This window comes from Faecalicatena sp. (genome assembly GCF_058819085.1).
The window spans coordinates 139,262-161,764 of the sequence record NZ_JBZUUL010000038.1; the positions used below are offsets into that span (position 1 = coordinate 139,262).

The window sequence follows — 22,503 nt, forward strand, 5'->3', positions numbered from 1 at the left end:
TCCGGTTTTATACCATTTTTGCAATTTCACTTAGCTTGTTTAACATCTCGCCCTCGATCTGAATGTGGAATACCTCGGCGATCACCTGTGTCCAGCCATGGATAAAATAGATCCATCCGTCTTCTACGCGGAGATTTTGTTCTTTTGCCTGGTCCATGGCCTGTCGGTAGAACAGCAGGTCTCCCCTGTAATTAATTTCCCACACAAGGCTGTCCTTGGGGAAAACACAAGCATCAGTGAGAGGAGAACCCGGAAGATCCTTGCCCAGTCCGGTGGCATTTACGATCAAAGAGTGAGGCTTTAGCGAAGCCAGTGTTCGGTCATTATCTTCTGGTGTTGGGTTATGTACATATTCAAACTGGATCTCCGGACGGATACCGTCAAGAATCTTTTTCGCAGACTCAAGACGCGGGATGCTCCGATTAGCAATGATGATCTTCTTGGGAACATTATTGCCGAATTTCTCCTGTGCAAAATAGACCGACATCGCCAGAGAACTTCCGCCTGCACCCAGAAGGAGCACATTTCCGCCGTAATCTGCCCAGTAGTTGTCAGGAACAAAGTCCTCGAGTGCAAGTCCGCTGGAGATAGGGTCTTTCGCATGTGCGCATAGCTTACCGTCCTTTTTAGAGATAGAAGATACCTCTCCGAGCTGTTCGGCATAAGGATCAACATATTCGAACAGATCCTTACAAGTGTTGAACAGATCGATTTTATGCGTAGTTACCAGCGCACCAAGAGAAAGAGGATCATGCTTGATAAATTCTACTGCTTCGCGGTATTCCCTGGCGGAGGAATGGGGGGCAAAGTCGAACCCCTTGATAACGGCATTCAATCCTAGCGCTTCGGCCCACTTCGGAAAAACCTTCATGATAGAGGATTGTTTGGTGGTTACTCCGATAAAGTAGAGAGTCGGTTCGACAGCAGGGGTATAATTGTTCTTCATTGTTCAACCATCCTTTCAAAAATAATATGTCATTACATAATTACATAGTGACATAATAACTTATGGGAAAAATAATGTCAAGAGGATGTTAAAATATGATAGAAATCAGCTATTTTCTTTCAAAACAAAAAGTATCGCAAAAAAAGTAAGAAAATAGGGATGTAATTGACAAGTAATATGTCATGACAATATAATGAAATGACAAAGCGTTGTGAGATGCGAGATGAGCAAAATAATGGCAGAGAATGAGAGTCATAAGATTCAAAGTCTAAGAAAGGAGTGGAGAAATGAAGGAGAGGTTTTCAGGATGGAAACATTCCATTCAAGGTAAGCTGCTGGCATATTTTACAGTACTATTTATTTTGGTGATCGGCAGCATGATCGTGTTTTACCGTATCTCGATCCGCATCATTTATGATACGGCAACGGAGTCTGTCAAAAATACGATTCGGCAGATGAATATTGATACGGACCGAATCCTGACAAAGGCATTGGAACAGGCAGAGCAGGTGGCAAGAGATGTGGACATACAGACAACACTGCGGGTCCCGCTGCCGGCTACCGAACAGGCACTATATAAGCAGCGTGTTATGTATAACTATATACTATATGACAGAAACCGGTTTCTGGATGATGTGAGCGGCATTTTTGTGTTGGGAGACAATGGTGCTATTTACCGGTCAACGCGCTATGGGCTTCGGGATAATGTTTTTTCTGAGAAGGCGTGGTATAAGAAGGTCATGGAAACAGAGGAGGTGCTCTTTCTGCCGCCGCATATGGGGTCCATTATCGTCAATAACCTGGATGTTTCCACGATCAGTATAGCCGTGCCGATCAAAGACCGTGCGTCCACAAAGAATTTGGGCGTTGTAGTTGCTGAGATCAGGACGGAGCAGTTAAGACAGGTCGAAGAAAGCGGGCTTGTGTTCAAGGGTACAACGTATATATTAGATGAGAACAATAAGATCATCTATTCCAGTTCAGATGAGGATGTCCGGGAAACAGAAGCGATCAGTAAAGCGGTTGCAGAGAGCGCGATCGAATCTGATTCATGGACGAAGGATATTAAGGTAAACAGCGATAAATATCTGGTTTCTGTTGCAGAGATTGCAGACTGCGGCTGGAAGATCATGGGTCTGATCTCCTATGAGGAGATGTATGCCAAGGCCGGGATACTGCGCACCTCCATATTCATCCTGATCGGTGCATTTGCTTTTATAGCGATCCTGTTCGCTATAGTTGGCTCAAATCAGGTATCTAAGCCGATCAGGGAGATCCGTACAACAATGAAAAAGGTAGAAAAGGGGGATTTCAGCGTTCATGTAGATTATGCGGGGAAGGATGAGGTCGGAGAGCTGGCCCGCAGCTTTAACCATATGGTGCGAAAGATTAATCAGCTGATCGGACAGGAGCAGGAGAACCAGAAAAAACTGCGCCAGGCAGAATTCAAGGCACTGCAGTCTCAGATCAATCCACATTTTTTATACAATACACTGGATTCGATCACTTGGATGGCGAGGATGAACCGTCTGGATAAGCTGGAGGAGATGATCATGTCTCTGACAAGCTTCCTTCGGATCGGTTTGAGCAGAGGGCGTACAGAGATCACATTGGGAGAGGAGCTTAAGCATGTAGAGAATTATGTTGCGATCCAGAAGATCCGCTACCCCAGGCTGCTGAATTATGAAACAGATGTGCCGGAGGAATTAAAAAAATATTATGTGATAAAGATGATCCTGCAGCCAATCGTAGAGAACGCTCTTTATCATGGGATCAAGGAAAAAGGAGAGCCGGGACTGATCCGGGTCACGATCAGAGCTGTAGATGACAACCTTCTGATATCTGTGACAGACGATGGAATGGGAATGATGCCCGAACGGCTTAGAGAAATTGAAAATATGATGGAGCAGGGGATCGACTTCGATCCCAATGCATATGGGGTCATCAATGTGCAGAGAAGGATCCAGACAAATTATGGCGAACGGTATGGGCTGCACTTTGAAAGTAAGTATATGGCGGGGACAAAAGTATATGTGACCTTACCAAAGAAGGGAGAGGGAGAATATGTTGAAGATCATCATAGTTGAGGATGAGGAACTCTTGAGGGACGGACTGACGACCTGCGTCAATTGGGGAAAACTGGGGTTTGAATTAGCAGGGGATGCCCCAGACGGAGTTGAGGCATTGAAGCTGATCGAGAGAGTACACCCAGATGTTGTGATTACGGATATAAAAATGCCTCATATGGACGGGATCGAGTTATCGGAGCACATTAAACTGAAATACCCGGAAATCAGGATCATCATTATCAGCGGATATGATGAATTTGAATATGCGAGAAGAGCGTTAAAGGCAGGAGTGTATGAATATATACTGAAACCTGTCAATATGGCACAGCTTCACTCAGTCATGAAAGCGGCAGCGGAATCACTTCTGGCAGAACGAGAGAAGCAGAGGGAGATCACACGGCTTAAAGATATAAGCAGGCAGGGGGTGGGCACACTGCGCCAAACGCTGTTTTCCAGAATCCTGCTGCGCAAGCAGACGCCAAAAGAGGCAGAGGATATCGTGGAGAAGATCGAGGAGCATGTCAAGGGTAAGTATTATGCAGTAGGAATATTGGAACAGCAGAATTTCCCGATAGTTTCTATCGACTGTGATTATCTGGAAATTATCGAGATGGATGGGGAGTTTGAGCAGATGGTGGAAAAAAGGATGGAGGCCTATAGGAAGACAGAGGCAGGAGAGCATGTGGATGTCCTTCGTTCTAATAATTGTGAGAGGGTGTTCTGTATTGTACATAATTCGGTTCAGGAAGTAAAAGAAATGATAGAAGATATACAAGCACTCTTTGATGTCAGGCAGGATGACATGGAACATTTACAACTGATATTTGGAAAGACTGCAAAGGAATTGACAGGATTGTATAAGTCCTATCTGAATGCCCGGGAGATCTGTGAAAAACATTTTATGGAAAATTGGGGACAGATCCTTCACACAGATGGAAAGTCAAGCAGCACACTGCAATATATGAATTACGATGCACAGGCGTTGTTTTTTGAGGTGAGAAGCGGAACAAAGGAGGGGATCGAACATTGCCTTAAAGAGTTTCATGAGAGGCTTACAAAGGAAAATATTGTATCTTACATGCAGATCGTTATGATCGTGAGTAATGTGTTTTTTGAACTGATCAAACTTCCGGAGGAAGTGGGAGGAAACATCAAGGAGATCATCGGTGATCCCATGGAGTATTATCACCGTATCATCGAAAAGCGCAAGCGGCGCGAAATGATCGAAGAGACCGGAAAGGTATGTATGTTGATCCACGAATATTTCGGCAGCGTGTCCGGCGCAAAAATGCAGGGCGTATTAAAACGTATATCAGAGTATATTGAGACACATTACATGGAGGAGAATCTTGCCATGAAGGATGTTGCCGACTATGCCTATATCAGTGTCTCCTATCTAAGCCTTATACTCAAGAAAGAAACGGGGAAAACATTCATAGAATATCTGACAGAAGTAAGGATCGAGAAGGCCAAGTACTATCTGACCCACACAAACTTAAAAAATTATGAGGTGGCAAACGCCTGCGGTTATTCGACGCCCGCCTATTTCAGCACTGTTTTCAAAGGCCTGTGCGGTATGAGTCCCTCTTCTTTCCGAAAGGAATACAAACCGAAGGAACCTTCTGAAAGAATTTTTTAGGCTATCTGTCTCTGGCACCAAATAGAGATCCTTCGTAAATATTGAAAGAAAATTATGAAATATTGGATTCCGAATAAATGAGCTGTTCAGTATACTTAACCATAACAAATGAATCTAAGGAGGAGAAAGGTATGAAGAAAAAGATTTTGAGCGTGATACTTGTGTTGGCAATGGGGCTTTCGCTTGCTGCGTGCGGTCAGAAGAAGGATGAGGCACCGGCGAAGGATACCAAGCAGGAAGCACCGGCAGACGAGGACAAGCAGGAGGCTTCGTCAGGCAGCTCCGGTGAAGTAGATATGAGTGTACTCAAGGGAAAGACGATCGGATTCTCACAGTGCGATAACGGAAATAGCTGGAGAATCGCGGAGACCGAATCCATGCAGGCAGCAGCGGACAAGTATGGCGTAAACCTGATCTATACAGATGCTTCTGCAGATATCGCAAAGCAGGCATCTGATATTGAGGACATGGTGGCACAGGGTGTGGATTATCTGATCGTTGCTCCGCAGGAGGAAGACGGACTCCAGGCAGCTCTGCAGTCAGCCATGGAGAAAGATATCCCGGTCATTCTCGTTGACCGTTCCATCAATGGCAAGGCAGGAGAGCTCTACACAAGCCAGATCATGTCTGACTTCGTATGGGAAGCAGAGCAGTGTGCAAATATTATTAAAGAAACATTGGGCGGTAAAGGAAATGTTGCGATTCTTCAGGGAACACAGGGAGCAACCTCTACAAATGACCGTCAGAAAGGCTTCATGGATGCGATCGAAGGCACTGATATTAAGGTGGTATCAGACCAGGTAGCAAATTACGTGATGGATGAAGCACAGGATGTTATGGCGAATATCCTCCAGGCTCAGGGCGATGAGATCGATGCTGTGTTCTGCCATAATGATGATATGGCACAGGGAGCCATTGCTGCGATCAAAGCGGCAGGCTACACACCAGGGAAAGATATCTATGTAGTCGGAATCGACGGACCTAAGGCTGCTATGGAGTCTATTCTTGCAGGAGAGCAGCTGGCATCCTGTTCTTGTTCCCCTCTGTTTGGTGAGCCGGCTTTTGAACTTTGTGCAAAACTTGCAGGCGGTGAGACCATTGACGAGTCTTATATAAACGAAGACACGCTATACACAACAGACAATGCAAGCGTAGACTCAGGATTTTAAAAACTGAAAAACGGTATGCTGTTACATAAGGCAGATACTAAATAGTGCAGCGGCCATTCTGTCTATATAAAACATATAAATAGAATGGTCGTTGCTATGATTGGAGAGGACATATGGCCAGAGAGACAATGTTATTAGAGATGCGGGGGATCGTAAAGAACTTCCCCGGCGTACGCGCCTTGAAGGGAGTGGACTTCTTTGTCGCAGAGGGAGAGGTCCATGCATTAATGGGCGAGAACGGAGCAGGTAAATCAACCCTGATCAAAACGCTCACAGGTATTTATCAGAAGGATGAAGGCACGATCAAATTCGGAGGAAAAGAAATCAATCCAAAGACTGCTCTGGAAGCGCAGCATGAGGGCATTAGCACGATTTATCAGGAGTTAAACCTTGTGCCTTTCCAGACAGTATACGAGAACATGTATCTTGGCAGAGAGCCGAGGACAAAAATGGGACTGGTGGACCGCAAGGCAATGATCGAGGGCTGCGAGCATGTGCTGGCAGATCTGGGAATTCATATTGATGTGACCGTCCCGCTTTCTACTTATGGTACTGCCATCCAGCAGATGGTAGCGATCGGACGTGCGATCTCAGTAAATGCAAAGCTGGTGATTATGGATGAGCCTACTTCTTCACTTGATACAAAAGAGGTGCGTGTTCTATTTGATATTATCCGTAAGTTAAAAGCAAGAAATATCGCTGTTATATTTATCAGTCACCGTCTTGATGAAATTTTCGAAATCTGCGAGCATGTTACCATTTTAAAGGATGGTACATTATCCGGGGAAGTAAGCATCGATGAGATCGACCAGCTCAGGCTGATCAATCATATGATCGGAAAAGAAGCAAAACAGCTTGAGCGTACGAAGCAGGGATATGCCCTTGAAGAGGCGGAAACCCTTACTGAACTAAAGGGCATAGAGCAGGGAACCCGTCTGAACGGACTGGGAATCACCATTAAAAGAGGCGAGGTACTAGGTCTTGCAGGATTACTGGGATCAGGGCGGACTGAATTAGGAAAAGTTCTGTTCGGGGCATCACAGCCAGATGAGGGGGAGATCTTTTGGATGGGAAAAGAGCAGAAGTTTAAGAATCCAAAGGATGCGATTAAGCTCGGCATGGGCTTTTGCACAGAGGACAGAAAGGTGGAAGGGATCATCCCCCATCTGTCAGTACGCGAGAATATGACGATAGCCCTGCTTCCGCAGATCAGTAAATGGGGAGTTGTATCTGCTGTGAAGCAGAAGCAGATCGTAGACGAGTATATTAAACGGCTGGCGATCAAGACACCGTCACAGAATCAGCCCATCAGAAATTTAAGCGGGGGAAATCAGCAGAAGGTACTGCTGGCAAGATGGCTGTGCATGAATCCGAAACTGGTGATCATGGATGAGCCTACCCGCGGGATCGATGTTGGTGCAAAAGCGGAGATAGAGGAGCTGATCCAGGAGCTTGCATCCCAGGGAATCAGTATCCTGATGATATCATCAGAGATCGCAGAGCTGGAGAGAAATTGTGACCGTGTCGTCGTGATGAGGGAAGGCAGAAAATTAGGCGAATTGATCGGAGATGATATCCATCAGGACAAGGTGATGGAGATCATTGCGAAAGGCGGCGGAGAATTGGAGCGTATTGGAGGTGCAGCAAATGAATAATACAGTAAGGACAAAGGCAGATACAGTTGCTGTCTTAAAAAAGTACAGCGCGGCGATTCTTTTGCTCGTATTTCTTGTCTTGAATGCGGTGATTACACCTAATTTCTTTAGCATGGGCACGATCAGGAATATCATTATCCAGTCCTGTACGATCATTCTGACAGGTATGGGCATGACGATGGTTATTTCTACTGGCGGAATTGATATTTCTGTAGGAGCTGTCATGGCACTGGCCGGGATCGTAACAGTAAAAATGCTTCCCTTTGGTGTGGGGATCGCCTGCATAACAGCTATTTTAGTATGTTCGGTCTCTGGCGTGATCGCAGGCTTCATGGTTGGAAAGCTGCGCGTACAGGCCATGGTCGTAACACTTGCGTTAATGATAGGTGTGCGGGGTGTTGCGCAGATATTAAATGATGCAAAGATCATCTATATCTCCGGCAGTAACGGTGATGCATTTAAGACACTTGGCACTGCAAAAATAGGCGGGATCCCCATCCAGATCATCCCCATCGTTCTGGCGGTAGCGATCGTCTGGTTTGTGCTGGAAAAAACGATTCTGGGCAGACATATACAGGCTGTGGGAGATAATCCATATTCTGCACATCTTGCGGGGATCAATTCCACTAAGACACTGATGGTCGTTTATATTTCCAGTGCTGTGCTTGCAGCAATTGCAGGCATTTTTGCCACAGCGAAGATCGGTGCAGCCGATGGGAATTCCCTTGGACTTCTTGCAGAGCTGGATGCTATCGCAGCAGTCGCAGTAGGAGGGACGAGCATGTCAGGAGGCCGTGCCAAGATATTTGGTACAGTGATCGGAGCCTTGATCATGCTTTTAATTACCATCACAGTCAACATGAACAACATCACGTATGAATATGCACAGGTGCTGAAAGCGATCATTATCATCTTCGCTGTATATATTCAACGAGAGAAGGCTGCATAAGGAGGGCGCGAAATGAATAAGGTAAAAAATATCTACAACAGGTTCAGTTCAAAAAGTTCTATTGCAGCGTTTTTGATTCTGTTTATTTTCTCCAGCATCGTATTTTCAAACAGGAGCTTTGCTTCGTTTGATTCGGTTGCTAACCTGTTCCGCAAGGCTGCCAGCGATGGAGGCTTCCTGGCACTAGGAATGACATTTGTTATCCTGCTGGCCCAGATCGACTTGTCTGTCGGTGCGGTGCTTGCATTGGGTGGAGTTGTGATGGCGATCTATGGGGCAGATAATCCGGTGCTTGGAATCATTCTCGGGCTGGCTTCTGGAATCTTCTGCGGGCTCTTAAACGGGCTCATGGTGGCGAAGATGAGGATCTCCTCCTGGGTGGCGACTCTTGCTACGATGCTTGGAGTCAGAGGGATCGTGCTCCTGATGACGAATAAAAAACCTGTGCCAGTCGGGAATGATGTGCTGATCGCATTGGGAAACGCAAAGATCTTTGGGATCAATATCCTGGTTTATTTTTTGGTTATCGCTACGCTGATCTGTATGCATGTGGCACATAATACAAAGTTCGGCATGGGGATCTATGCAGTCGGCGGTAATGAGGAAGCAGCGAAGATGATGGGACTTAAGGTCGATAAGATCAAGATCCTCTGCTATGTCATGTGCGGGTTCTTTGCCGCTCTGGCGGGAATGCTGCTGGCTGACCGGCTTTATACGGCACAGCCTACGGCCGGCGATACCTGGGAGACGACTGCGATCGCTATGTGCGCGCTGGGAGGAATTAAGCTTTCGGGCGGAGAGGGAAAGTTCAGCGGTACATTTTTTGGAATTTTGGTAATTGCTACGATAAACACTATATTTAACTATGCAGGAAATCTGAATTCCTGGTGGCAGAATATTATCATGGGAATCCTCGTACTGATTTCTATAGGCGTTCAATCTGATGTCTTAAAGATCAGGAGAGGGAAAAAACACGTTCATAAGGAAGAGAAAGAAGCTGCATAAAACTTTAAGAGATCTGTAAAGAGCAGGAGGGATGCCAAATGTTAGCATTAGTAAAATATGGAACGGGACCAGGGGAAACAGAGCTTAAAGAAGTACCGGTCCCTGAAATTGGAGAGGAGGACCTCCTGATTGAAATTAAGGCTGCCGGAATCTGTGGGTCAGACATTGCGTACGATAACGGAGACCATCCCAACCATCTGAATTGTCCGGTGATCCTGGGGCATGAGTTCTCCGGCATTGTTGCAAAGACTGGAAAGAATGTGAAGGACTGGAAGGTGGGAGACAGGGTCGTCTCTGATAACACAGGGTATGTCTGCGGAAAATGCCATGCCTGTGCAAACGGACAGTTCTTAAGCTGTCCCGACCGTCTTGGGATGGGCTATGGAATGGACGGAGGCTTTACGGATTATGTGAAGATTTCCGGCACTCTGCTTGCAAGGAATCCGAATGCTCTATTTGCAATACCGGAAAATGTAAGCTTTGAGGAAGCTGCGATTTTAGATCCGATCTGTAATGCCTATAAGGCTGTGGTACAGGAGGGAAGAGTTCTTCCGGGCGAAGATATCATCGTGTATGGTGTGGGACCCCTTGGACTTTTTGCGATCCAGATTGCGGCAGCCGCCGGATGTGCGAATATCATTGCAGTCGGTCTTGCTGCGGATGCAGAAAGGTTTGAGATTGCTGAGAAATATGGTGCAAACCACATCATAAAGTCTGATGAACAGGATGTCTGTCAAGAGGTAAGACGGATTACAAAAGGGGATATGGCAGCAGTCTGTATCGATGCTGCGGGGGTCAATGCAGTTATGTATGAGGCTGTAAAGCTCGTTCAGACCGGAGGCAGGATCGTAAGGATCGGGTATGATAAACGCCCTTATGCACAGACGCTGGATCCTTTTACAGACAGAGGAGTCTCTTTGATCGGACATTTTGGGTATGATTATAATTCATGGAAAAATGTAATGCGTCTGCTGGAGCTTGGCAAAGTAGACCTTAAGGGAATGATTTCCCATCATATCAGATTAGAGGACTGGAAGAAAGGATTTGAACTTGTTCGCAGCAGGAAGGCAGTCAAGATCATTGTCACAAAGGATGAGGACAGCCTGTCTGTCTTAGATTAGAGGATACGAGATCTATCCGGTAAGGGGGCTATCATGAATTATATTGATACATACCAAAAATATTACAAGGCGATCCTGGATGAGCATAGGGCCGTATTTGAAAAACTTGATCTGGAACAGCTGAAAGGGTTTGTTGATCTGATCGTAAAGTCAGACAAGATTTTTGTTCATGGTGCAGGACGTGAGGGAATCTCACTGCGTGGGTTTGCAATGCGTCTTGCTCATCTGGGAAAGTCTGCATATTGGCTGATGGATGATACGACAGTCGGAATGCATAAGAACGACCTGCTTATCATATCCGATGGTTTTGGTGATGTCGGGATTCACAGGCGTATTGAAGAGCGGGCTGCGCAGACCGGGGCAAAGGTGGCAATGATAACAGGGCTTCCAGATGGCAGTAACGTAAAGAATTATGCAGATTATGTACTTTTTATCCCAGCCACCGTATACATGGGAACAGATAACAATGATCCCGATACACCACGACAAAAGGATGTAGTTCCTACGATACAGCCGATGGGAAACCTGTATGAACAGCATCTGTATCTGCTGATGGACATTGTTTCCATCTTAATCAAAGATGAGCTGGGATTGACCTATGAGGACATGGAAGCAAACCACAGAAATGTGGAATAGAAAAAGCCCTGGTGCAGGAGGTAGACAGATGAATCATCAGCTATTCACCAGATCTGCAAAGGAGCCGGATACAGACAAGCCCCTGCAGGAGTATCCTCGTCCGCAGATGGTAAGAGACAGTTATTTGAATCTGAACGGCTATTGGGATTATGCGATCAATGAGGAAGAAAAAGAACCACAGAAGTATGACGGAAAGATCCTGGTGCCATTTTCCCCGGAAGCCTTCCTTTCCGGTGTACATAGGCAGGTGAAGCCAGAAGAATTTCTTCATTACAGAAAAGAATTTGAACTTCCAAAGGATTTCCAGATAGACCGGGTTCTGCTTCATTTTGGAGCGGTGGATCAGATCTGTGAAGTTTTTTTGAATAAAAGACTGGTGGGACGACATGAAGGAGGATATCTTCCATTTGATTTTGATATTACAAACTTTGTAAAGGAAGGCCGTAATCTATTAACACTCACCGTAAAAGATTATTCAGACACATCCTGGTTTTCCAGGGGGAAGCAGAAGCTGGAGCGCGGCGGCATGTGGTATACGGCACAGAGTGGGATCTGGCAGACTGTTTGGCTGGAAAGCGTACCGAGGTGTTACGTCAAGTACATGAAGATAGAGCCTTTATATGATAATGGTTCAGTTGCTTTCCAAATATTCACAAGCGTTCCTTGTAAGAAAGATGTGCGGGTAAAGATATTTGACGATGGAAGGGAGATCCTATCAGAATCCTTTAAAGCAGGGGAAAAGTGTGCGATACAAATCCCGCAGTTTAAGAGCTGGTCACCCGAAAGCCCGCATCTATATGATGCAGAGATCAAGGCAGGAGAGGATCGTATCCGCACCTATTTCGCAATGCGTAAGTTTTCTATGGAAAAGGATGTAAGAGGAATCCTGCGTTTTATGTTAAATAATAAGCCGTACTTCCACAATGGGCTTTTGGACCAGGGATATTGGCCTGACGGCTTGTATACGGCACCGACGGATGAAGCACTAAGCTTTGATATTCTTCAGATGAAGTCATTGGGGTTTAATATGATCCGTAAACATATTAAGATCGAGCCGCTGAGGTGGTATTATCACTGTGACCGGATCGGAATGCTGGTATGGCAGGACATGGTAAACGGGGGAAGCAGATATCATATGCATTTCATCTGTACCATGCCGAATCTGTGGATGCCCTTCGGCCGGCTTGTAAAGGACAATAAATACAGGGCATTTGCCCGTAAGAACAAGGCTGGGAGAAAACAGTATTACAGGGAACTTAAGGGAATGATCGCATGGCTTTATAATGCTCCCTGTATCGCTGCCTGGGTCCCTTTTAATGAGGGGTGGGGACAGTTCGATGCCGGTGAGGCTGTACTGAGGATACGGAAGATGGATCCCTCCAGGCTGATCGACGAGGCCAGCGGATGGTTTGACCAGGGTGGCGGAGATATGTTCAGTATCCACAATTATTGGAGGAAGCTGCGGGTGAGAAAGAAGAAGGACCGTGCCATAGCCTTGACAGAGTACGGAGGGTATTCACAACCGGTTGCGGGTCACAGCTTCTGCAGCGAGGTTTATGGATACCGGACCTATCAGACAAAAAAAGAACTGACTGCAGGCTTCCAGAAGCTGATACGCAGAGATATCATCCCTAATATACCGAGAGGCCTTAGTGCGGCGGTATATACACAGGTCAGTGACATTGAAGAAGAGGTGAATGGCCTTTTGACATATGACCGCGAGATCGTAAAAGTAGAAGAAAAGACAGTCAGGCAGCTCAATAGAGAAATTTATCAGGTATTTAAAAACTGTACGTCGGCAGAATGATTCTTGGGGATACCGGGAAGGAAAGGGATGTCTATGAGAGAACTTTTGATGGAAAAATACCAGCAGGTAAAAACGCATGTTGATCATGAGCTGCTGCCGTTCTGGGAGAAAAACGGGGTCGACAAAGAGTACGGGGGCTACCTGGTATGTTACGACAGTAAAGGGAATGTCAAAGAAGATGAGGATAAATATATTGTCACACAGACAAGGATGATCTGGGCATATTCTGCCTATGCAAGAAAGTATGGAAAAGCGGAATACCTGACCAGGGCAGAGCAGGGTGTGCAATTTTTGATCACTCATTTCTGGGACCCAGAATTTGGAGGCTGGTTCTGGAGGACGAAGCGTGACGGTGAGGTGCGGGACAGGGGAAAAGTGGTATACGGACAGACCTTTGCGATCTATGCACTTTCAGAATATACATTGGCAGGCGGGGATCTGACAGGCCTTGAGTATGCTTCGCGGACATTTGACCTGCTGCAGAAGTACTGCACAGATACAGCGAATGGCGGATACTATGAGAATCTGGAACAGGACTTCAGGCTGTCAGGGACAGGTGCTGAGGCCGGAGACCTGAAGTCTCTGGATATCCATATGCATATGCTGGAGGCATTCACCACACTCTATGAATGTTCAGGGCTTGAAATACATAGAAGAAAGCTGGAGGAAGTGGCGGATGTTATCCTGACTAAAATGGTAGATCTGGAAAACGGATGCGGATGTAATCAATTTGATATTCATTTTAACAGGAGGCCGGCAATTCAGATAAAACGGACCTGGAATGCGGAACGTGAAACAGGAGAAGTACTTGCTGCTAACGCAGATACGACTTCCTACGGGCACAATGTAGAACTGGCATGGCTCTTGAATCGGGCAGGGCAGATACTGGGGTATCAACAGGATCATTTTTTGAAAATCACTCGAAGGCTTGTGGACCATGCTTTGGAATATGGTTTTGATCATGAGTTAGGAGGCGTATACCGGGATGGGCCTCACATAGGAGCGCCATTTGTTAAGGATAAGGAATGGTGGCAGAACTGTGAAGTTCTGGTTGGTTTCTTAGATGCGTACCAGCATGAGGCTAAGGAACGTTATGCAGAGGCATTTGCTAAGACGTGGGAGTTTGATACAACATACATGATCAACCACGAGATCGGAGAATGGAGACAGCTTTTAAAACATGACGGGACACCGATAGAGGCACAGATCGGAAATCCGTGGAAGGCAATGTATCACACGGGACGAGCTATGCTTGAGACACTGCTTAGACTCGAGGAGATCCTTGAGATCAGACAGTCTGCTGTGGGAAAGGAAGGAAAGTAAATGACCAGAGAAGAGGTGCTTTCCAGCATAAGAGAACATAAGGTGATCGCGATCGCCCGGGGATTTGATGCCGAACAATGTGTAAAGCTTGCAGAGGCGCTGTATGCAGGAGGGATCCGTATGCTGGAGGTTACGTTTGACCAATCCCGCCCGGAGTCCTTCCCTGAGACGATAAAAGCGATCCATGCAGTAAAAACCCAATTTGCAGGGAAAGTGATCCCAGGTGCCGGAACTGTGATGACGCCAAAGCAGGTGGAGCTGGCGAAGGAAGCGGGAGCATTGTATATTATATCGCCGGACACAAATGAAGAAGTGATCCGCCATACCCGGAAATCCTGCCTCGTATCACTTCCCGGGGCGATGACCCCGACAGAAGCTGCATATGCACACCGGGCAGGCGCGGATATGGTAAAGCTTTTTCCGATAGCAGACCTGGGGGCGGCGTACCTGTCTGCTGTCAAGGCACCATTAAAGCACATTGAATTTCTGGCGGTAGGAGGAGTATCACCGGAGAATATCAGAGACTTTATAAAAGCGGGTGCTGTGGGAGCCGGGGTCGGCGGGCTGCTTACCAGAAAGGAGCTTGTGGAAAATGAGGAATTTGAAAAGATCACAAGACTTGCCCGTCAATATGTGGAGAATGTGAATGTTGAAAGGATCTCTATATAAAAGGCAGGCTGCACTTGGGAAAGGGGATGGTATTGGATGCCAAAGATGATTCAGAGTGTCAATGGACCATTATCGGTTGATGCATTGGGAACAACGCTTATGCATGAACATGTCCTTCAGGCAAACTGGTCCATGAGGATGTCTTTTGAGGAATGGTTTGATTATGATTCTTTCATAGAGTGGGCCTCAGAAGATGTAATGCGTACAAAGAAAACCGGTGTGCAGACGATGGTGGAACAGACACCGGTATGTCTGGGAAGAGATATTCATGCAATCAAAGACGTTGCAGACCGCACGGGGATGCAGATAATTGCAAGCACTGGTTTTTTCTATACAGAGAACCAATGGATGTTCCGGCGTACAGAGGGAAATTTTGTAAAGTGGCTCATGAAGGATATAGAAGAAGGGATTCAAGACACAGATATCAGACCAGGTCTGATCAAATGCGGAACGGACCGGCCCGGAGTGACAGAATTAAACAGAACCCTGTTGAAGGCTCATGCTAAGGCCGCACGGTTAAGCGGCCTGCCGGTAGCGACTCATAGCTGGTACAAGAACAGAAGCGGGATCTCGCAGATGGAGATATTTGAAAAGGCTGGTCTCAACCCGAAAAAGATTTTGATCGGGCATTGCGGCGATACCAACAACATCCCATATCTTGTAGAACTTTTGAAGAGGGGCTGCTACATTGGTCTTGACCGTTTTGGTGATGACGCTAAAAATCCACTGGAAGACAGAGTAAATACATTGATGGAGCTGTGCAGCCGGGGCTTTATCCGGCAGTTGATGATATCCCATGATTATGTAAGCTTTGTGGATCTGGGGGATTTTGAGTGGGAGACAAAATGCAATCAGGATCCGGACGATGTGAAGTATAACAGCCGCTATATACATCGTTATGTCCTCCCGATGCTAAGAGATTGTGGTTTTACAGAGGATGAGGTCAATATACTGCTGGTGGAAAATCCGCGGTCATATTTTGCGGAGGATTGAAAGAAGGGAAGACACTATGAAAATAAAAGCGATCCATACTTACCTCGTGCGCCCCAGATGGGGATTTGTAGAAATCGAAACAGAGGATGGCTTAAGCGGCTGGGGCGAGCCTGTCATTGAAGGAAAAGCAGCCACCGTTTTGGCCTGCGTAAAAGAAATGGTTCCATATCTGATCGGAGAGGATCCCGGCAATATTGAGGATGTCTGGAATAAACTGTACCGGGCAGGGTTCTATCGGGGCGGTCCGGTTCTCATGAGTGCGATCGCCGGGATAGACCAGGCACTCTGGGATCTCAAAGGAAAGCGGTATAATGTACCGGTATATGAACTGCTGGGCGGCAGATGCAGGCAGAAGATGCGGGTGTATTCCTGGATAGGCGGTGACCGCCCGAGCGACGTGGCACAGGCAGCTAAGGAACGAAAGGATGCGGGCTTTACAGCAGTAAAAATGAATGCTACGGAAGAACTGCAGATGATCGACAGCTATGAAAAGATCGATGCAGTGCTTGAAAGAGTTGCATCCATCCGGGAAGCATGTGGAAAATATTTTGGTATTGCCATCGATTTCCATGGCCGGGTCCATAAGCCTATGGCGAAGATTTTAGCAAAGAAGCTGGAGGAATTCGATCCAATGTTTATAGAGGAGCCGGTACTGAGTGAGAACATGGAAGAATTCAGGGAAATTGCGCGGGTTGCGAATATCCCTATTGCTACGGGGGAACGTCTGTATTCTAAATATGATTTTAAACGGCTGTTGAATGCCGGAGGTGTGGATATCATACAGCCGGATCTGTCGCATGCAGGCGGTATCACGGAGGTTTTAAAGATCGCAGCAATGGCCGAGGCATATGATGTTGCACTGGCACCTCACTGTCCGCTTGGGCCGGTTGCACTTAGCTCCTGTCTGCAGGTAGATGCGGTCAGCTACAATGCTGTGATCCAGGAGCAGAGCATGGGGATCCATTACAATCAGGGGCATGGTGTCCTTGACTTCATCAAGAACCCTGAGGTCTATGCTTTTGAGGACGGATATGTAAAGTTCCCTTCGGAAGCAGGCCTGGGTCTTAAGATAAATAAAGAACTTATTTTGGAAGAAAATAAGAATCCACATCAATGGAAAAATCCGGTATGGCGCCATCAGGACGGCTCCATTGCCGAATGGTAGAAAAACATACCCAAAGGGCACACCGCAATACATGCCCCTAACGGGGCGGGTCTGCAGCAAAAGCTGCAGAATAATGTATACCATGGTATGACTGCACCTTGAAAAATTAGAGATTAAACATGACAATATGCACAGTTTTGCAAGGGTTATAGTACTAAAAATGTTGTTTTATCATGACAAATCGAGTATAGTGTATGTGTGAAGCAAAAATTATATATAAAGGAAGGAGAACAGCAATGGGATTACGAGATAAGGCAATAGACAAAACCATTCCGGTGCCTCTTTTTTATCAATTAAAAACACTAATACTCGATGAAATCAAGCAGGATCATTATAAAGCAGGCGACATGATACCAACGGAAGAGGAGATCAGTAACATATTTGAGATCAGCAGAACCACCATAAGGCAGGCGATCACGGAGCTTGTGCAGGAAGGATGGCTCTACCGGGTTAAAGGGAAAGGAACCTTTGTTACAAGGCCGAAGATCGAGCACAGCTTCATCAAAAAAGTGGAGAGCTTTAATGACGAAATGACCCGGATAGGCATGGTGCCATCCACAGAAGTATTGGATTTAAAGATCATAACTGCCGGCCCCAAGGTCGCAAAGGGATTAAAGATCAACGAAAAAGATCAGGTAGTATATTTGTTCCGCAAGCGGATGGCGGATGGAGAACCCATCGTAACGATCCGAACCTATCTGCCATATTCATCCTGTGGTTTCATCCTGGAACATGATTTAGAAAAAGAACGGCTGTATACGATTTTGGGGAGTTCAACAGAGACAGCGGTATACCGGGTTGAGAGGCGGATCGAGGCAGTGGAGGCAGAAAAGGAAGATGTAGAGCTGCTTAAGATTAAGCAGGGTAAGCCCATACAGTTTTTTGAGTCCACCGGTTACAATGTGTTTGGAGATGTGATCGAATATTCACTGGCGAGATACCGCGGTGACCGCAATTATTTTGAGGTGACTGTCTTTCCGGAATAGTGAGAAATCCTTGCAGAAAAACGTGTGATAATGTTGACAGCAAGGATATGTTATAATATACTTATGTCATGACATAGTGACATAATACCGTGCGAAGGGCGGGATAAAAATGGAACAGAATATGGGAAGAATCTTTAATATACAGAGATTCAGCGTACATGATGGACCGGGGATACGGACAACGGTATTTCTAAAGGGATGCAGTCTAAGGTGTGCATGGTGTCACAACCCGGAGTCGTTTGAGACTGGAATTCAGATCAGATACCAGCCGGAGAGATGTGTAGAATGTGGGATGTGTACGCACGTATGTCCCAATGGAGTATATGTCCGGGACAAGAAGAGAGTGAACCAGGAGGCGTGCACAGTATGCAAAAGATGTGTAGAGGAATGCCCGTGTGGCGCCTTGAACTTATGGGGCGAAGATAAAGAGGCAGAGGAAGTACTCCGAATCGTCCGAAGGGACATCGATTATTTTCGGAATTCAAATGGAGGCGTGACAGTCTCTGGCGGAGAGCCTCTTTTACAGCCGGACTTTGTAGGAGAATTATTCAGGCGGGCTAAAGAAGAGAAGATCCATACGGCACTGGATACCGCAGCAAGTGTACCATATGGACATTTTGAGAAGGTTCTCCCTTATACGGACCTTGTGCTTCTGGATCTGAAGATCATGGATGCAGATGTGCATAAACAATATACAGGTGTTTCGAATGATCAGATATTGAAGAATGCAGAGCGTCTGTTTAAAAGCGGAATTCCAATACATATCAGAGTTCCGCTCATAAAGGGGATCAATGACAGTGAAGAGAATGCATATTTGTTAAAGGAATTTACAAAAGGATATTCTAACATTGTAGAAATAAAGCTGCTGCCATACCATTCCATGGGAATTCCAAAAGCAGAAAGTATAGGAATAGATTTAAAGACCTTTGAAGCTCCAGAGGAAGCCAGTATGGAACGTATCCGGCAGATTTTGGGGACATGTTCGAGAACAAGATAAGGAGGGACGAGGATGATTGCAAAACATTTAGAGGAAAAGCTGGATGCATGGTTTAAAAGAGATCCGAATGAAACCTTTATGGAACGCATTCAGTATACATTAGAGAGTGAAGAGCTTTTCGAGAACGAGCAGGATGCTGTCCGTTATGGGCATACACTCAGTCATATACTTTCTAATATTTCAGTCGTTATAGAGAAAGATATGAAGATTGCCGGGAGTGTAAAGGTACGGATGCCGGCAAAGGAAGAAAAAGAGGAGATTTTGGCGGCTTATAAGCGTTGGTGGGATATCCCTCTGGAAGAGCGTCACAGAAAGGCACTATTCTATTATTCGGAGACATGGCTGCGCTGCAGACCATACTGGTTTGTAAGCTTCGGACATCTCGCACCGGACTGGGAAGCTGTCATCAATGAAGGATTCGGGGCATTAAAGGAAAAAGCGCAGGCACGTCTTCAAATGAGCTGTAATGAAAACCAGAGATATTTTCTTGAGGGTGCGGTTATCTGTTATGACGCAGTCATGGACTTCTATGAACGTTATGCCAAAGAGGCAGAAAGAGCAGGGATGGATCATTTGGCAGAGAACCTTCGTCAGGTAAGCAGAGGCCCGGCTGAGACATTTGAGCAGGCACTCCAGCAGATCTGGCTGCTTGTATTGATCCTGCAGAAGGTATGCGGCTGTGGTGTTCTGAATTACAGCCGGATGGATAAGTACCTTCGCCCCTTATATGAGAAAGGGATCGGGGAGGGAAGCCTGACCAGGGATACAGCGAAGGAGCTGCTTGAGGAATTCTATTACAGAAATAATGAGATCATGGCACAGACAGATCATATGTCTACGGAACTGGATGCTACAGCACTGACTTTGGAGGTGGCATTCGATGATCCGAATTACCTGACTCTGGGAGGGATCAACGCAGACGGAACCTCTGCAGTATGCGAACTATCACACGTCATGGTGGAAGCAGCATGGGATTTGAAGCTCAGGAATCCATTCATTATTGTCCGGTATCACGAGGGAATCCCGGAAGAATTCTGGAAGCTGTGCTGTGAGGCTATGAGAGATAATACAACGCTTGTGTTTTACAATGATGATACGATGATTCCGGCGCTAAAATATTACAACGTACAGGAGCCGGAAGTATACGACTACGGTTTTTGGGGATGCAATGACCCGAATATCCCGGCATATGAGGGCGGGCTGAGGCAGCTCTGGATGAATCTGGCAAAGCCTTTGGAACTGGCATTGAACCAGGGGGATTATCCGATGGAGCCAAAGCCGGATGGGTACGAGACGGACTGCGAGTTTGGCCTGTCAGACAGAATGATCGGACTCATGACAGGACCCTATTATGGAGTGAAGACTAAGCCCGTTACAGAAATGAAATCCATGGAGGACTTCCTTGAGGCATATGAACAGCAGCTTAATTACCTTATGGGTGAGTACCGGCGAGGCTTCGAGATGGACATGGAAGCGGAGAGAGAATGTACCTTTGGCAAGATCAGGATCGAGGACTGCTTCTTGAAGGGAACAGTTGAGAATGCTGTTACATGGACAGAAGGAGGAACAAAATATCACAAGATAGTAGCGCAGGGCTGCGGGCTTGCCACAGTCATCAATGCATTGTATGCGATAGAACAGATCGTATTCAAAAACGGTGAGATGAGCCTTTTAGAGCTGGCAGAGCTGTTAAGGGATAACTATTCCGGCAGAGAGCATTTGGCCAGGAAATGGAAGGTGAAGCTGGGAAAGTTCGGTAATGATATAGACGAAGTAGATAAATACGCCAAGATCGTAACGGACATGTTTATCCGTGCCATTGACAAATACAACGGTCCCCAATATTTATATCAGATGTGGCCGACTTATTCTACAGACCGTGATTTTACTACAATGGGGAAATATGTAGGGGCTACACCGGACGGACGTTTCGAAGCGGAACAGTTAAGTGAAAACCAGTCCCCGGCTGAAGGTACTGATATTTCAGGACTTACAGCAATGTTAAACTCTTTGAGCAAAGTTCCTTTTGACAGGATTACCGGAGGTCCGCTTAATCTAAGGCTGCATCCGTCTGCGGTAAGTGGAAGCGATGGGCTTGAAGCAATGTGTGCACTGTTAAAGACATATATGCAGAAGGGAGGGATGCAGCTTCAAGTAAATGTGATGGACTCTGAGACTTTGAAAAAGGCGCAGAAGGATCCGGACAGGTACAGAAGCTTATGCGTCAGAGTGACCGGATATAGTGCATTTTTTGTAGAGATGGGCAGGAAGGCACAGGATGAGATGATCAGAAGGACGGAACACGTAAATTAGTTCAGACTAAATTAATAGGAGGATGGAAGATGAAAACACTCATTGTAAACAAGGAAGGCAGACTGGAGATCCAAGAGATCGCAAAGCCAAGGATCAACGAAAAGCAGGCATTGGTTAAGACCATCGCATGTGGGATGTGCGGAACAGACGTAAAGCTGATCCACAAGACATTCAAGGGATTTCCGGAGGATATTTATCCCATCATGCTGGGGCATGAAGGGGTTGGGGAGGTCGTAGAGACCGGAGCCGATGTAAAGGGGTTAAAGCCCGGCGATAAAGTGCTGCTTCCTTTCGTTGACCCGGACCCGGAGTTATATGGGGATCTGGGATCTGGCTGGGGTGCTATGAGCGAATATGCAGTTGTACATGATCCTCTGGCATATGCGGATGGGGAGGCACCGGATTGTGCATATGCACAGACAGTTTTAGATGATGATCTGGATCCGGTGGATGCGGTCATGATCGTAACCTTCCGTGAAGTGTTGAGTAATATCCGTTACTTTGGTATCAAGCCTGAGGATTCGGTGGCAGTGTTCGGATGCGGGCCTGTTGGATTGACCTTCATAAAATTTTTAAGCCTTGCCAGGGTAAAAAATATCGTGGCTGTAGATATTTTCGATGAAAAACTTATGCTTGCCAAGGAGAAGGGGGCAAGTATTGTGATCAACAGTAAGACCCAGGATCTGGATAAGGAGATCCATGCGGTCTTCGAAGAAGGCGTTGACTATGTTCTGGACGCAGTAGGGCTGCCGTTTGTTGTGAATCAGGCAATGTCCCTTATCAAGGACCGGGGGCAGGTCCTCTGTTATGGTGTACCGGAAAAGGAAGAGATTACGATCGACTTTAGTAAAGCATCCTATAACTGGAGCGTTGTATACCAGCAGATGCCGCGTAAAAAAGAAGAAGGGGAAGCCCATGCGCAGGTTATGGAGTGGATCCGTTCAGGGGAATTAGAGATCAAGGAATTTATATCGGATTACTTTAAGTTCGAAGATTCTGTGGAAGCTTACGAGAAGCTGCTTAACCGCGAAGTTATGAAAAAAGGGATCATAACTTTCTAA

Annotated in this window: 18 protein-coding genes; 17 read left to right on the plus strand and 1 reads right to left on the minus strand. The window is 46.3% G+C overall.

Translation table 11 applies throughout. The features are described 5' to 3' along the window. Nucleotides 1–7 precede the first annotated feature (7 nt). The gene (locus AC4OGX_RS18100) at nucleotides 8–946 is read right to left on the minus strand and encodes a shikimate dehydrogenase family protein (RefSeq protein ID WP_493332072.1); all 939 of its coding nucleotides are present in this window, start codon (nucleotides 944–946) and stop codon (nucleotides 8–10) included. Between the two features lie 287 nt (nucleotides 947–1,233). Here AC4OGX_RS18100 and AC4OGX_RS18105 point away from each other — a divergent pair, with 287 nt between their 5' ends. The 17 genes from AC4OGX_RS18105 to AC4OGX_RS18185 all read left to right on the plus strand — a co-directional run bounded on the left by AC4OGX_RS18105 (nucleotide 1,234) and on the right by AC4OGX_RS18185 (nucleotide 22,503). After that, nucleotides 1,234–3,033 carry a cache domain-containing sensor histidine kinase gene (locus tag AC4OGX_RS18105; protein WP_493332073.1) on the plus strand — a complete coding sequence of 600 codons (1,800 nt, stop codon included), beginning with the start codon at nucleotides 1,234–1,236 and terminating at the stop codon, nucleotides 3,031–3,033. After that, nucleotides 3,011–4,654 carry a response regulator transcription factor gene (locus AC4OGX_RS18110; RefSeq protein ID WP_493332074.1) on the plus strand — a complete coding sequence of 548 codons (1,644 nt, stop codon included), beginning with the start codon at nucleotides 3,011–3,013 and terminating at the stop codon, nucleotides 4,652–4,654. Before AC4OGX_RS18105 ends, AC4OGX_RS18110 begins: the two co-directional genes overlap by 23 nt. A 131-nt stretch (nucleotides 4,655–4,785) precedes the next feature. After that, a complete protein-coding gene (locus tag AC4OGX_RS18115; protein WP_493332075.1) occupies nucleotides 4,786–5,823 on the plus strand; it encodes a substrate-binding domain-containing protein in 1,038 nt (345 codons plus the stop codon). Nucleotides 5,824–5,936: 113 nt separating this feature from the next. Next, entirely contained in the window at nucleotides 5,937–7,478 is a 1,542-nt protein-coding gene (locus AC4OGX_RS18120; RefSeq protein ID WP_493332076.1) for a sugar ABC transporter ATP-binding protein, read from the plus strand. Continuing rightward, complete coding sequence (locus tag AC4OGX_RS18125) at nucleotides 7,471–8,427, plus strand: ABC transporter permease (RefSeq protein ID WP_493332077.1); 957 nt, start codon at nucleotides 7,471–7,473, stop codon at nucleotides 8,425–8,427. The genes AC4OGX_RS18120 and AC4OGX_RS18125 overlap by 8 nt, the downstream gene beginning before the upstream one ends. Nucleotides 8,428–8,439: 12 nt before the next feature. Further along, entirely contained in the window at nucleotides 8,440–9,432 is a 993-nt protein-coding gene (locus tag AC4OGX_RS18130; protein WP_493332079.1) for an ABC transporter permease, read from the plus strand. A gap of 38 nt (nucleotides 9,433–9,470) precedes the next feature. Continuing rightward, nucleotides 9,471–10,553, plus strand: a complete 1,083-nt coding sequence (locus tag AC4OGX_RS18135; protein ID WP_493332080.1) for a zinc-binding dehydrogenase — start codon at nucleotides 9,471–9,473, stop codon at nucleotides 10,551–10,553. A 33-nt stretch (nucleotides 10,554–10,586) separates the two neighbouring features. Then, nucleotides 10,587–11,189 (plus strand): phosphoheptose isomerase family protein, encoded by a 603-nt coding sequence (locus AC4OGX_RS18140; RefSeq protein ID WP_493332081.1) that lies wholly within the window; start codon nucleotides 10,587–10,589, stop codon nucleotides 11,187–11,189. Between the two features lie 28 nt (nucleotides 11,190–11,217). Then, nucleotides 11,218–12,996 carry a glycoside hydrolase family 2 protein gene (locus AC4OGX_RS18145; protein WP_493332082.1) on the plus strand — a complete coding sequence of 593 codons (1,779 nt, stop codon included), beginning with the start codon at nucleotides 11,218–11,220 and terminating at the stop codon, nucleotides 12,994–12,996. A 33-nt stretch (nucleotides 12,997–13,029) separates the two neighbouring features. Further along, nucleotides 13,030–14,319 carry an AGE family epimerase/isomerase gene (locus AC4OGX_RS18150; RefSeq protein WP_493332083.1) on the plus strand — a complete coding sequence of 430 codons (1,290 nt, stop codon included), beginning with the start codon at nucleotides 13,030–13,032 and terminating at the stop codon, nucleotides 14,317–14,319. Continuing rightward, entirely contained in the window at nucleotides 14,320–14,988 is a 669-nt protein-coding gene (locus AC4OGX_RS18155) for a bifunctional 4-hydroxy-2-oxoglutarate aldolase/2-dehydro-3-deoxy-phosphogluconate aldolase (RefSeq protein ID WP_493332084.1), read from the plus strand. Between the two features lie 36 nt (nucleotides 14,989–15,024). Next, complete coding sequence (locus AC4OGX_RS18160) at nucleotides 15,025–15,981, plus strand: phosphotriesterase family protein (RefSeq protein WP_493332085.1); 957 nt, start codon at nucleotides 15,025–15,027, stop codon at nucleotides 15,979–15,981. 16 nt (nucleotides 15,982–15,997) lie between these two features. Beyond that, on the plus strand, nucleotides 15,998–17,146 hold the full coding sequence (dgoD, locus tag AC4OGX_RS18165) for a galactonate dehydratase (protein WP_493332086.1): 1,149 nt from the start codon (nucleotides 15,998–16,000) through the stop codon (nucleotides 17,144–17,146). 236 nt (nucleotides 17,147–17,382) lie between these two features. Continuing rightward, complete coding sequence (locus tag AC4OGX_RS18170) at nucleotides 17,383–18,132, plus strand: GntR family transcriptional regulator (protein WP_493332087.1); 750 nt, start codon at nucleotides 17,383–17,385, stop codon at nucleotides 18,130–18,132. 109 nt (nucleotides 18,133–18,241) lie between these two features. Then, on the plus strand, nucleotides 18,242–19,129 hold the full coding sequence (locus tag AC4OGX_RS18175; protein ID WP_493332089.1) for a glycyl-radical enzyme activating protein: 888 nt from the start codon (nucleotides 18,242–18,244) through the stop codon (nucleotides 19,127–19,129). 12 nt (nucleotides 19,130–19,141) lie between these two features. Continuing rightward, nucleotides 19,142–21,442, plus strand: a complete 2,301-nt coding sequence (locus AC4OGX_RS18180; protein WP_493332090.1) for a pyruvate formate lyase family protein — start codon at nucleotides 19,142–19,144, stop codon at nucleotides 21,440–21,442. Between the two features lie 29 nt (nucleotides 21,443–21,471). Further along, complete coding sequence (locus AC4OGX_RS18185) at nucleotides 21,472–22,503, plus strand: zinc-dependent alcohol dehydrogenase (RefSeq protein WP_493332091.1); 1,032 nt, start codon at nucleotides 21,472–21,474, stop codon at nucleotides 22,501–22,503.